This is a genomic window from Paractinoplanes ovalisporus, assembly GCF_016834655.1.
Classification (GTDB): domain Bacteria; phylum Actinomycetota; class Actinomycetes; order Mycobacteriales; family Micromonosporaceae; genus Actinoplanes; species Actinoplanes ovalisporus.
The window spans coordinates 17,689-29,624 of the sequence record NZ_JAENHP010000027.1 but is presented as its reverse complement, the minus strand read 5'-3'; the positions used below and the strand labels follow the sequence as shown (position 1 = coordinate 29,624).

Here is an 11,936-nt window from a genome sequence, read left to right as displayed (position 1 = left end):
TGGACCGCCCGCACGAGGCGGCCCACCGTGGCGAACGGTCAGTCGTTGGTGTGTTTCTGGGTGTACTGGTGGATCTGGCTCAGGTTGTAGCGGGCACTGTCCTCCGCCCTCTCCTCCCACGCGAACACGCACACCGTCGCGATGCCGTCGAAACCCACCTCGTTCAGGCTGCCGAAGAACAGGTCCCAGTCGACCTCACCCTGGCCGATGTCGAGGTGCTGGTGGATGCGGGCCGTCGAACCGGGCGGGTTGACGATGTAGCGCAAGCCGGACGAGGCCCGGAAGTCGAACGAGTCGGCGATGTGCACCTGGGTCAGCAGCGGGCCGGCGTAGCGGATGATCTCGGCCAGGTTGCCGCCCTGGTGGAACGTGTGGGGGCAGCAGTAGAGGAAGCTGACCAGGTCCGAGTTGATGCCCCGGATCAGGTTGACCGCGCCGATGCCGTCCTCGAGGAAGTCGTCGGGGTGCGGTTCGAGCACCAGCCGCACGCCCTCCCGCTCGAAGATGGGCAGCAGCTCCTCCATCGACCGCCAGAACTGGGCCTCCGACTCGGCCGCGTGCGACGGGCGGCCGTTGAACTCGGAGTTCATCACGTCCACGCCCAGATCGACGGTGATCTGGATGGCGCGCTTCCAGTACCGTACGGCCGCCTGCCGTTCGTCCTCGTCCGGCCCGGACCACTTGTACAGCGGCAGCACCGACGCCACCGACACCTCCGCGTCGGCCAGCGCCTTGCGGAACGCCGCGACGCCCGCTTTGTCCACGCGGGGGTGCAGGAAGAACGGCAGGAAGTCGTCCCGGGGTGACAGCTCGATGTGGTGATATCCGAGGTCGGCCACCACCCGCGGCAGCTCCAGCAACGGCACCCGCCGCAACATGTACGGATCAAGCGCGATCTTCACGCCGCCCCACCCCCGCAAAGGAGGAAACGGGCCGAACGAGGGCGGGGAGGAATCATGCCGGAACCTCCACGTCGTACAGCTTGGGCTTCTCGGCCAGCGCGACCTCGACCCGCTCGCCGGTGCGCAGGGCGGCCACCCCGGCGTCGGAGACCACGGCCGCCGCGTAGCCGTCCCAGGCGCTCGGCCCGACCGGCCGCCCGTCCAGGCGCAGCGCGTCGATCCACTCCTGGAACTCCACGTCGTACGCGCCGAGGAAACGCTCCCGCCAGTCGACCGGCACCGGGTCGGCCGCCTGCCCGCCGAGCCGGACGCGCACGGGGCTCAGCGACCCGAGGGCCGCCGTCCCGTTCTCGCCCACGATCTCGCCGCGGATGTCGTACCCGTACCGGATGTTGACCGAGGTCTCGACGTCGACCAGCACCCCGTCGGCCATCTCGAACAGCAGCAGCAACGGGTCCTGCAGGTCGCCGCCGTTGCCGCTGCGGCGCGGCGTGAGCACCCGGACCGCGGTGATCTCCTCCCCGAACATCCACCGGACCATGTCGATCTCGTGGACGGCGGTGTCGGTGATCGCCATCTCCTTCTCGTAGAAGCCGGGCACGCTGGGGTTGCGGTGGGCGCAGTGCATCATCAGCGGCGCGCCCAGCTGCCCGGTGTCGAGCACGGCCTTCAACGCCCGGTACGACGTGTCGTAGCGCCGCATATAGCCGACCTGCACGAGCCGGCGGCCGTGCGCGGTCTCGGCCTCGACGATCCGCAGACACGCCTCGGCCGTGGTGGCGAGGGGCTTCTCGCAGAAGACCGGTTTCCCGGCCGCGATCGAGGCCAGCACGTACTGCTCATGGGTCGGCCCCCAGGAGCAGACCACCACGGCGTCCACCGACGGATCCAAGATAAGCGATTCGCCCGATTCGTGAACGCGAGCGCCGACCGAGGAGCCAACCGCGGCGGCGGTATCGACATTCACATCGGCGACGGCCGTGACCGTAACCCCGGCCAGCACCGAGGTCATCCGCCGGATGTGGTCCTGCCCGATCATGCCGGTGCCGATGACTCCGACTCTCAGCATCCGCATCACCGCTTCAACTCGTGGGACAGTTCGGCCAGTTCGTCGCCGCCCGCCATCTGCTGGGTGAGCTCGTCCAGCCCGACCTGCTTGCGCGTCTTGTCGAGCGCCATCGAGCCCAGCTTCAGGATCACGAAGTGGTCGCCGACCATGTAGGCGTGGTGCGGGTTGTGCGTGATGAAGACGACGCCCAGACCGGCGTCGCGGGCCGCCGCCACGTACTTGAGCACGACGCCGGACTGCTTGACGCCCAGGGCCGCCGTCGGTTCGTCGAGGATGAGCACGCGCGCGCCGAAGTAGACCGCGCGGGCGATCGCCACACACTGTCGTTGACCGCCGGAGAGCGTACCGATGGGCTGGTTGATGTCCTTGACGACGATGCCCATCTTGCGCAGCTCGGCGTCGGCGATCTCCTTCATCTGTTTGACCTTGAGCCCGGCCAGGGGGTACTTGCCGGCGGTCAGCTCGGAGCCGAGGAAGAAGTTGCGCCAGACCTCCATCAGCGACACCACCGCGAGGTCCTGATAGACCGTGGCGATGCCGTGACCGAGCGCCTCGCGCGGTGACGAGAAGCTGACTTCCTTGCCGTCGACGCGCACCGTGCCCTCGTTGTGCGGGTGCAGGCCTGACATGATCTTGATGAGGGTGGACTTGCCGGCGCCGTTGTCACCGAGCACGCAGGTCACCTCGCCCGCACCGACGCGCAGGTTGATGCCGCGAAGAGCGCGAATGGCCCCGTACGCCTTCCCGACGTTCTCCATCTCGATGAGCGGCTCGCCCTTGTGCAGTGTCTGATCGGCGTGCGAGGCCAGGGTGTCGGTCATGACTAGCCCACCTTCCGGGCGGTGGCCATCCGTTTGACATAGAGGTTGACCAGCACGGCGAGCAGCAGCATGACGCCGAGGAAGGCCTTGAACCAGTTCGGGTCCCAGCCCGCGTAGATGATGCCGAGGCTGGTCATGCCGAAGATGAAGGCGCCGATCGCGACGCCGATCGCGTTGCCGAAGCCGCCGGTGAGCAGCGTGCCGCCCACGACCGCGGCGATGATGTAGAGGAACTCGTTGCCGACGCCGCCGCCGGCCTGCAGCGTGTTGAACCGGAACAGCTGGTGCATGCCGACGAACCAGCCCAGGAACGACACCGCCATGAACAGCCCGATCTTCGTACGGACCACCGGCACCCCGACCGCACGGGCGCTGTCGGGGTTGCCGCCCACCGCGAAGATCCAGTTGCCGATCCGGGTGCGTTGCAGGATCCAGGCCGCCAGCAGCACAAAGAAGATCCACCACAGCACCGAGGTCCAGACCGTCACCGATCCGATCTTGAAGCTCGACGAGAAGATCTTGCCGAGCGAGTCGAACCCGTCGATGTTGCTGATGTCGGGCGTGGACACCGTGTTGGTGACCAGCTTGGTGACGCCGAGGTTGGCCCCCTGCAGCACGAAGAACGTGCCCAGGGTGATCAGGAAGCTGGGGATGCCGGTGCGCATCACCAGATAGCCGTTGAGGAAGCCGATCAGCAGGCAGAAGACCAGTGACAGGGCGGCGCCGAGCCACAGGTTCACGCCGTAGTACCAGCAGAACATCGAGGTGAACAGGCCGGCGGTGTAGACGATGACACCGGCCGACAGGTCGAACTCGCCGCCGATCATCAGCAGCCCGACGCCGACGGCGACGATGCCGATCACCGAGGACTGGTAGAGCACCGTGAAGAACGACTCGGCCGACCGGAAGGAGGGCGCGAGCACCAGGAAGAAGATGAAGATGATGATCGCCGCCACCAGGGCGCCGACCTCCGGCCGCGAGAGCAGCCGCTGGGCCAGGCCCATGCGTACGCGGTTGGTCGGTTCCGACGGCGCCGGAGCGGGCGCCTCGAGCGTCTGACTCATGAGGGCACCCCGCCTACCGCGTGTTGTTCTTCGTGAACGGGATGATCTTGTCGATGTTCGTCGAGTCGACGAACGACGGACCGGTCAGCACGGCCTTGCCGCCGCCGATGTCGTTGCCGTTCTTGAGGTTCAGATAGAGCGACGTGACGGCCATGTAGCCCTGCACGTACGGCTGCTGGTCGATCGAGAACACGATATTGCCGTTCTTGATCTCCTGGGCGGCCTGCTCGTTGAGGTCGAACGTGACCAGCTTGGCCTGGCTGTTGGCCTGTTCCTTGGCCTTGATGGCGTCCAGCGCCTGCGGTGCGCCCAGCGTCACGATCGCGTCGATCGACTTGTCCTGGGTCAGCTTCGTCTGCAGCGTGGTCGTCACGGCCGCGTCGTCGGCGCCGTTGACCTGGATGTTCTCGGTGCCGGGGACGGAGCTCTTCACACCCGCGCAGCGCGCCTCGAGAGCGACCGAGCCGGTCTGCTGGATCACGCACAGTGGGTGCTTGGCGCCCTGGTCGGCGAGGCGCTTGCCGGCGGTGGTGCCGGCCAGGGTCTCATCGGAGCCGAAGTACATCAGCGCGCCGAGCTTCTGGTACTCGTTGATGCCGGAGTTGAACCCGACGACCGGGATGCCGGCGTCGGTGGCCGCCTTGACCGAACCGGCCAGCGCGTCAGGGGTGACCAGCGTGGTGGCGATGCCGTTCACCTTGGAGTCGACCGCGTTCTGGATCAGCACGGCCTGCTTGGGCGCTTCCGGATCGTTGGAGTACTTCAGTGTGACGCCGGTATCCTTCGCGGCCTGGTTGGCGCCGTTCTTGACCTTGTCCCAGAACGTGTCGCCGGGCGTCTCGTGCGTGATGAAGGCGATCGTGTAGCCGGAGCTGCCGGCCGCGTTGCCGCCGGCGGTCCCGGTGTCCTCGGTCTTCTCACGGCCGCCACTGCTGCACGCGGCGGCGGCCAGCATCACCGCCGTGCCGGCGGCGAGCATCCGGAAGGTGCGTGTCCGAGCGGTCATATCGTTTCTCCTGTATCGGGACGGGGTTTGTCGGCGGCCCGGGAGTGGAGGCCGACCGAGTTGAGATAGGTGCGGGTCCGCTGCGCGATCGGCAGCGGCACGTCGAACTCGACCGGGTACATGTCCTGCTCGACGACGACGAACAGTTCGGCGTCGAGTTCGCTCAGTGCGTCGAGCACGGCGGGCACGTTCGGCTCTCCGGCCGGCGGCTCGACGCTCGCGCCCTGGGCCACGGCCTTGCCGAACGCGAGGTCCTCCTTGACGGCGCGCTCGGCGATGACCGGGTCCATCTGCTTGATGTGCACGTAGCCGATCCGGTCCGGGTACTTGCGGATGATCCCGGGCACGTCGGCCTTCCGGTACGCCAGATGCCCGGTGTCCAGGCACAGCGAGACGTACCGGGGGTCGGTGTCGTCGAGGAAGCGCTCGGTCTGGGCCTGGGTCTCGACCTGGTAGTCGGCGTGCGGGTGGAACCGCATGTGGACGCCGTACTCCTCGAGCAGGATCTTCCCGAGCGTGTTGGAGTTGCGCACCAGCGCCCGCCAGGCGTCCGGGTCGAGCTCGGCCGGCTCCAGATAGGCGTTGGTCACGTCGTCGCGATAGCCCGGCACCGGCACGAACACGACGTTCTGCCCGCCGACCGCGGCCGTGAGAGAGGCGACGTCACGAGCGGCCGCGACCACGGCATCGAAGTCCTTGTGCGGCCCACCGGCGCCGGCCACCGTTCCGCCGGCGACCGAGAGGCCACGCGCGGCGAGCTCGTCCGACAACCGGGCCGGGTCGGTCGGCAGATATCCGTACGGACCGAGTTCGAGCCAGGAGTAGCCGGAAGCGACCATCTCGTCCAGGAAGCGCGACCAGGGAGTCTGCAGAGGATCGTTCGCGAACCACACCCCCCACGAATCGGGGCAGCTACCGAGTTGCAGGTGACGGATTTCCATGAGCAGCCCTTTACGAAGAGGTGGGGAAGTGCAGGGACGCGTCGTACGCGTGGGAAACGTGCGGCCATCGCGAGGTAACGACCTTGCCGCGCGTGTAGAACGAGACGCCCTCGGGACCGTGGATGTGCTTGTCCCCGAACAGGGAGTCCTTCCAGCCGCCGAAGGAGTAGTAGGCCATCGGGACCGGGATGGGCACGTTGATGCCGATCATGCCGACGCGCACGCCGCGCTGGAACCGCCGGGCCGCCTCGCCGCTCGACGTGAAGATCGCAGTCCCGTTCCCGTACGGATTCCGGTTGATCAGATCGATGGCGGCGTCGACCGTGTCGGTCCGCACCACCGACAGCACCGGTCCGAAGATCTCCTCGGTGTACACCTCCATCGACGGCTCCACCTGGTCGATGACGGTCGGCCCGACGAAGAAGCCCTCCTCGAAGCCGGGCACCCTCAGCCCGCGCCCGTCCACCGTGACCTTGGCCCCGGCCCGTTCGCCGCTGTCGATCAGTCCCTCGATGCGCTGCTTGGCCGCGGCCGTGACCACCGGACCCATCTCGCTCGACGGATCACGCCCGTTGCCGACCACCACCTCGCCCGCCTTGCGGTTGACCAGGTCGAGCAGCGCGTCCCCGGCGCCGCCGACGGCCACCGCGGCCGAGATCGCCATGCACCGCTCGCCGGCCGAGCCGAACGCGGCCGCGGTCAGGTGACCGGCCGCGAACTCGAGGTCGGCGTCGGGCAGGATGATCGCGTGGTTCTTGGCGCCGCCCAGGGCCTGCACCCGCTTGCCCCGCTTGCTCGCCTCGTCGTGGATGTAGCGGGCGATCGGGGTCGAGCCGACGAACGAGACCGCCGCGACGTCCGGGTGCTGCAGCAGACCGTCCACCGCGGCCTTGTCACCGTGCAGCACGTTGAACACGCCGTCCGGCAGCCCGGCCTCCTTCCACAGCTCGGCCACGTAGTTCGACGCCGACGGGTCCCGCTCGCTGGGCTTGAGCACGAACGTGTTGCCGCAGGCGATCGCGACCGGGTGCATCCACATCGGCACCATGGCCGGGAAGTTGAACGGCGTGATCCCGGCGCACACCCCGAGCGGCTCGCGGAAGCTGAACACGTCGACGCCGGTGGACGCCTGGTCGCTGTAGTCGCCCTTGAGCAGCTGCGGGATCCCGCACGCGAACTCGATCACTTCGAGGCCGCGCTGCACCTCGCCGGCCGCGTCCGAGAGCACCTTGCCGTGCTCGTCCGAGATGATCCCGGCCAGCTCCTTGACCCGGGCGTTGACCAGCTCGCGGAAGTTGAACAGGGTCTTGGTGCGCTTGCTCAGCGAGGCCTGGCCCCACGTCTCGAAGGCGATCCGGGCCGCGGTGACGGCCGCGTCGACATCGGCGTCGGTGGCGAGCACGACATCGTGCTGCTGCCGGCCGGTGGCCGGGTTGAACACCGGCCCTCTGCGGTTGCCGGACCCGGCGGTGAACTCCCCGCCGATCCAGTGCTCGATGGTAACCATGACAGTCCTTACAGATAGAGGCGTTGGCGGCGCTTGGCGGCGTCGTAGACCGCCCGCGCGTCCTGGGAGGAGGACAGGGACGAGACCTCGGGAACCGGCACGTCCCACCAGGATTCGGAGGACGGCACCGGGGCGAGCGGGTCGGTCTCGATGTGCACGACGGTGAGGCGGTCGGCCTCCCGGGCGCGTTTGAGGCCGTCGGCCAGGTCGGCGATCGTGCGGCAGCGGATCACGGTGGCGCCCAGGCTCTCGGCGTTCGCGGCCAGGTCGACCGGCAGGTGTCCGCCGTCGTAGTCGCCGCTCTCCCCGCGGTAGCGGTAGCTGGTGCCGAACCGCTGCGAGCCGAGCGACTCGGACAGCGCCCCGATCGAGGCGAACCCGTGGTTCTGCACCAGGACGACGACCAGTTTGATGCCCTCGGCGACGGCCGTGACGATCTCCTGGGCCATCATCAGGTAGGAGCCGTCGCCGACCATCGCGAACACCTCGCGGGTCGGGTCGGCCAGTTTGATGCCGAGCGCCCCGGCGATCTCGAAGCCCATGCACGAGTAGCCGTACTCGACGTGGTACTGCTTCGGGTCGCGGGCCCGCCACAGCATCTGCAGGTCACCGGGCAGGCTGCCGGCCGCCTGCACCACCACGTCGCGGGCGCCGCAGGCCTCGTTGACCGCGCCGATCACCTCGGTCTGCGACGGCAGCGGCCCGTGCCCCAGGTGGTAGGCCCGATCGACCGTGGCCTGCCAGGACGCGACCTCCTCGGCATGTTCAGAGGCCCAGGTTGAACCGTCCAGGGCGGCCAGCAAAGCGGAGAGGCCGGCCCGGGCGTCGGCCACGATCGGGTACGCCGCCTGTTTCGACGCGTCGAACGAGGCCACGTTGATGTTCACGAACGTCACGTCCGGGTTCTGGAACGCCGTACGGGAAGCGGTGGTGAAGTCGCTGTACCGGGTGCCGACCCCGATGACCACGTCGGCCTCGGCCGCCAGCCGGTTGGCGACCGGGGTGCCGGTCGAGCCGACCCCGCCCACGGCGTTCGGGTGGTCCCAACTGATCGCGCCCTTGCCGGCCTGGGTGTCGGCCACCGGGATGCCGGTCCCGCGGGCGAACCGGTCGAGCTCGGCCGACGCCTCCGAGTAGATGACGCCACCACCCGCGATGAGCAGCGGCTTCCGCGCCCCGCGAAGGACAGCGGCGGCCCGTTCCACAAAGGCCGGTTCGGCCGCCGGGCGGGCGACGTGCCAGACACGCTTGGCGAACAACGCGTCGGGGAAGTCGTACGCCTCGGCCTGAAGGTCCTGGGGAAGACAGATGGTGACCGCGCCCGTCTGGGCCGGGTCGGTGAGCACCCGCATCGCGCCGAGCAGGGACTGCGGCAGCTGCTCGGGACGCCACACCCGGTCGAAGAAGGCCGACAGCGGGCGGAACGCGTCGTTGACCGACACGTCGTAGCCGGCCGGGCTCTCCAACTCCTGCAGCACCGGCGACGCCACCCGGGTGGCGAACACGTCGGAGGGCAGCAGCAGCACCGGCAGCCGGTTGACGGTGGCCAGCGCGGCCCCGGTCAGCATGTTCGTCGAGCCCGGCCCGATCGAGGCGGTGCACGCCATCGCGCGCAGCCGGTTGCTCATCCGGGCGAACCCGGCGGCGGCGTGCACCATGGCCTGCTCGTTGCGGGCCAGCCGGTACGGCAGATCGGCCTCGCCGGTGCGCTGGGCCTGCAACAGGGCCTGACCGAGACCGGCGACGTTGCCGTGCCCGAAGATCCCGAAGCAGCCCGCGATCGCCCGCTGCTCGACTCCGTCCCGTTCGGTCCACTGGTTGGCCAGGAACCGCACCACGGCCTGCCCTACGGTGAGTCTCACGAACGCGTCCTTTCCTTGCTGGAGGTCATCGGCAGGCGCGGATCGACGTCGACGCCGTTCCACGAGGCCCGCACCCAGCCGTGGGCCGGGTCGTCGCGCACGAGCCATTCGCGCTCGCCGGGACCGGCCATCACGTTGAGGTAGTAGAGGTCGTAACCGGGCGCCGCCATCGACGGCCCGTGCCAGCCGTACGGGATGAGCACGACATCGCCCGTACGCACCTCGGCGCACACGTCGATGGGCCGGTCGGGATGCCCGTACACCCGCTGGTAGGCCGAGCCCGCCGTGCCCGACGGCGAGCCGGCGACCTCGAAGTAGTAGATCTCCTCCAGGCAGGACTCCCCCTCGCCCGGCTCGTCGTGCTTGTGCGGCGGATAGGACGACCAGTTGCCGCCCGGGGTCAGCACCTCGCAGGCGATCAGCCGGTCGGCGTCGAACCGCTCCGGCGTGCAGAAGTTGTTGACCTGTCGGCTGGCCTGCCCGGCACCGCGCAGCTCGACCGCGACGTCGTCGGCCGCTCCGTAGCGGAACGGCAGGCGCCGTCCGGCCCGCGCCGACGGCAACGCGAAACGCCCGCCGTTGGGCGCCCGCACCGTCACCGTCGAGTCGCGCGGCACATATGCGAAATCGGTCACCCGGGTGAAGACCGAACGCCGCCCGGTCAGCGTCATCCGCTCGTCGTCGCAGGTCACGTCGCAGCCACCGCTCAGCGGCAGCACCAGCATCTCGTCGTCGCCGGTCAGGAACGTGGCGCGTGCGCCCACCGGCAGGTCGAGCACGCGCAGGCCGCTGTAACCCCACCCGGCGTTCTCGGGGGTCACGACGACGTCGAACGGCTTGTCGGCGGTGCTGCCGCTGGGCATCAGCGGGTTCACTCGGGCCATCACAGCAGGCTCACCGCCCGATCCACGGCGTCGCCCACCGAGCCGCTCGCCGGATAGAGCAGCGACCGCCCGATCACCAGCCCCTGCACGGTCGGCAGGTCAAGAGCCTTGCGCCATTCCGCGTACGCGGCCTCGCCCTCCCCGCCCAGGATCAGCGCGGGCAGCGTGGTCGACGCCATGACCCGTTCCATGTCCCGCACCACCGGAACCTTGAGCCAGGTGTAGGCCGAGGTCGTGCCCAGCCCGGCGGCCACCGTCATCGCGCGGATCATCGCCTCGGCCGTCAGCTCGTTGCGCACCCGCCCGTCGACGCGGTGCGAGATGAACGGCTCGACCATGGCCATCCGCCGGTGTGCGGCCAGGTCGCTGACCGCCGCCCCGCAGGACTGCAGGGTCGCCACCGTGCCCGGGTCGTCCGGGTCGATGCGCAGCAGCATCTTGCCGCCCTCGAACCCGGCCGCGGCGATGCTCGGCGCGTCGTAGGCGGTGAACCGGTCGTCGATCTCGAACGACGTGCCGGCCAGCCCGCCGCGGTTCATCGACCCGATCACGACCTTGTCGTCGAGCGCGCCCAGCAGCAACAGGTCTTCCAGGATGTCGGGAGTGCCGAGCACGCCGTTGACACCCGGCCGCGACAGCGCCGTGCGGAGACGGTCGAGCAGGTCGACCCGGTTGGCCATCGCCAGGGGGTCGTCGCCGGCCCGCAGCGCGCCCCGCGCCGGGTGGTCGGCCGCGATGATCATCAGCTTGCCGTGCGGGCCGAACAGCGAGGACGGCCGGCGGCGGGCCGAGGCGGCGGCCGCGATCGCCGCCGGGCGCCGGGTGCGGATGTCCAGGAGGTCGTCGAGGTCAGGCATCGGAGGCCTCCCGGATCAGGGCGCGGACTTCGGCTTCGGTGGGCATGGCGTCGGCGCAGGACAGTCGCGAGGCGACGATGGCTCCGGCGGCGTTGGCGAAGCGCATCGTCGCCTCGAGCTCCCATCCGGCCAGCAGGCCGTGGCAGAGGGCGCCCCCGAACGCGTCACCGGCACCGAGGCCGTTGACCACCTCGACCGGCACCGGGGGCACCTCTGTCCGATTTGTTCCGTCCGAGGCGAGGACGCCGGCGGGCCCCTGCTTCACCACGGCCAGCCCGATCCCGGCCTCATGCAGCTTCTGCGCGGCCTCGTCCGGCTTGCGGGCGCCGACCGCAGTGTCCGCTTCGTCCAGGTTGCCCACGGCAACGGTCGCGTAGGGAAGCGCGTGGGCGTACCAGTGCCGCGCCTCCTCCCGCGACTGCCAGAACATGGGCCGGTAGTCGAGGTCGAACACGGTGATGCCGGATTTGGCGCGATGCCTCAGGGCGGTCAGGGTGGCCGTACGAGAAGGCTCTTGAGAAAGCCCCGTACCGGTGACCCAGAAGATGTCGGCGTCGCGGATCGCGTCGTAGTCCAGTTCGGACGGGTGGATCTCGAGGTCGGGCGCCTTGGGGAACCGGTAGAAGTAGAGCGGGAAGTCGTCCGGCGGGAAGATCTCGCAGAACGTCACCGGCGTCGGCAGCGAGGACACCGGCGTGACGAAGCGGTCGTCCACACCGAACCCGCGCAACGCGTCGTGCAGGAACTCGCCGAACGGGTCGTCACCGGTCCGCGTGATCACCGCCGACCGCCGGCCGTATCGGGCCGCGGCCACCGCGACATTCGAGGCGCTGCCACCGAGGAACTTCTCGAAGGTCCGAACCTCCCGCAACGACACCCCGGCCTGCTGCGGGTACAGGTCGACACCTATACGTCCCATCGTCAGTACCTCATCGGCGGGCATGCGTAAGCCTCCGGAACCCCTGGATTCGCCTGAGATCGCGAGATGTGGGCACGCTGACGCGCACCGGATGCCGTGCTGAT

The 11,936-nt window shown here is 69.2% G+C and carries 11 protein-coding genes; all 11 read right to left on the bottom strand.

Going from position 1 to position 11,936, the window contains the following annotated elements:
* Nucleotides 1–38: 38 nt before the first annotated feature.
* The 11 genes from JIG36_RS44620 to iolC are packed head-to-tail and all read right to left on the bottom strand — an operon-like array spanning nucleotide 39 to nucleotide 11,832.
* Complete coding sequence (locus tag JIG36_RS44620; protein WP_203382967.1) at nucleotides 39–902, bottom strand: sugar phosphate isomerase/epimerase family protein; 864 nt, start codon at nucleotides 900–902, stop codon at nucleotides 39–41.
* Nucleotides 903–954: 52 nt separating this feature from the next.
* Nucleotides 955–1,971, bottom strand: coding sequence for a Gfo/Idh/MocA family protein (locus JIG36_RS44615; protein ID WP_203382966.1), 1,017 nt, complete (start codon nucleotides 1,969–1,971; stop codon nucleotides 955–957).
* A 5-nt stretch (nucleotides 1,972–1,976) separates the two neighbouring features.
* Entirely contained in the window at nucleotides 1,977–2,792 is an 816-nt protein-coding gene (locus JIG36_RS44610) for an ATP-binding cassette domain-containing protein (protein WP_203382965.1), read from the bottom strand.
* A 2-nt stretch (nucleotides 2,793–2,794) separates the two neighbouring features.
* Complete coding sequence (locus tag JIG36_RS44605; protein WP_203382964.1) at nucleotides 2,795–3,856, bottom strand: ABC transporter permease; 1,062 nt, start codon at nucleotides 3,854–3,856, stop codon at nucleotides 2,795–2,797.
* Nucleotides 3,857–3,869: 13 nt separating this feature from the next.
* On the bottom strand, nucleotides 3,870–4,862 hold the full coding sequence (locus JIG36_RS44600; RefSeq protein WP_203382963.1) for a substrate-binding domain-containing protein: 993 nt from the start codon (nucleotides 4,860–4,862) through the stop codon (nucleotides 3,870–3,872).
* Nucleotides 4,859–5,803, bottom strand: a complete 945-nt coding sequence (locus JIG36_RS44595) for a TIM barrel protein (RefSeq protein ID WP_203382962.1) — start codon at nucleotides 5,801–5,803, stop codon at nucleotides 4,859–4,861. The genes JIG36_RS44600 and JIG36_RS44595 overlap by 4 nt, the downstream gene beginning before the upstream one ends.
* A gap of 10 nt (nucleotides 5,804–5,813) precedes the next feature.
* Nucleotides 5,814–7,310: a CoA-acylating methylmalonate-semialdehyde dehydrogenase gene (locus JIG36_RS44590; RefSeq protein WP_203382961.1), complete on the bottom strand. Its 1,497-nt coding sequence runs from the start codon at nucleotides 7,308–7,310 to the stop codon at nucleotides 5,814–5,816.
* An 8-nt stretch (nucleotides 7,311–7,318) separates the two neighbouring features.
* The gene (gene iolD, locus JIG36_RS44585; RefSeq protein ID WP_203382960.1) at nucleotides 7,319–9,172 is read right to left on the bottom strand and encodes a 3D-(3,5/4)-trihydroxycyclohexane-1,2-dione acylhydrolase (decyclizing); all 1,854 of its coding nucleotides are present in this window, start codon (nucleotides 9,170–9,172) and stop codon (nucleotides 7,319–7,321) included.
* Nucleotides 9,169–10,056 carry a 5-deoxy-glucuronate isomerase gene (gene iolB / locus JIG36_RS44580; RefSeq protein ID WP_203382959.1) on the bottom strand — a complete coding sequence of 296 codons (888 nt, stop codon included), beginning with the start codon at nucleotides 10,054–10,056 and terminating at the stop codon, nucleotides 9,169–9,171. The genes iolD and iolB overlap by 4 nt, the downstream gene beginning before the upstream one ends.
* A complete protein-coding gene (locus tag JIG36_RS44575) occupies nucleotides 10,056–10,913 on the bottom strand; it encodes a Cgl0159 family (beta/alpha)8-fold protein (RefSeq protein WP_203382958.1) in 858 nt (285 codons plus the stop codon). The genes iolB and JIG36_RS44575 overlap by 1 nt, the downstream gene beginning before the upstream one ends.
* The gene (gene iolC, locus JIG36_RS44570; protein ID WP_236049551.1) at nucleotides 10,906–11,832 is read right to left on the bottom strand and encodes a 5-dehydro-2-deoxygluconokinase; all 927 of its coding nucleotides are present in this window, start codon (nucleotides 11,830–11,832) and stop codon (nucleotides 10,906–10,908) included. Before iolC ends, JIG36_RS44575 begins: the two co-directional genes overlap by 8 nt.
* Nucleotides 11,833–11,936: the final 104 nt, after the last annotated feature.

Bases quoted from the DNA above. Each gene is read 5' to 3' on its own strand.
- JIG36_RS44615 (WP_203382966.1), bottom strand. From the start codon at position 1,971: ATGCTGAGAGTCGGAGTCATCGGCACCGGCATGATCGGGCAGGACCAC.
- JIG36_RS44610 (WP_203382965.1), bottom strand. From the start codon at position 2,792: ATGACCGACACCCTGGCCTCGCACGCCGATCAGACACTGCACAAGGGC.
- JIG36_RS44605 (WP_203382964.1), bottom strand. From the start codon at position 3,856: ATGAGTCAGACGCTCGAGGCGCCCGCTCCGGCGCCGTCGGAACCGACC.
- JIG36_RS44600 (WP_203382963.1), bottom strand. From the start codon at position 4,862: ATGACCGCTCGGACACGCACCTTCCGGATGCTCGCCGCCGGCACGGCG.
- JIG36_RS44595 (WP_203382962.1), bottom strand. From the start codon at position 5,803: ATGGAAATCCGTCACCTGCAACTCGGTAGCTGCCCCGATTCGTGGGGG.
- JIG36_RS44590 (WP_203382961.1), bottom strand. From the start codon at position 7,310: ATGGTTACCATCGAGCACTGGATCGGCGGGGAGTTCACCGCCGGGTCC.
- iolB (WP_203382959.1), bottom strand. From the start codon at position 10,056: ATGGCCCGAGTGAACCCGCTGATGCCCAGCGGCAGCACCGCCGACAAG.
- JIG36_RS44575 (WP_203382958.1), bottom strand. From the start codon at position 10,913: ATGCCTGACCTCGACGACCTCCTGGACATCCGCACCCGGCGCCCGGCG.
- iolC (WP_236049551.1), bottom strand. From the start codon at position 11,832: ATGGGACGTATAGGTGTCGACCTGTACCCGCAGCAGGCCGGGGTGTCG.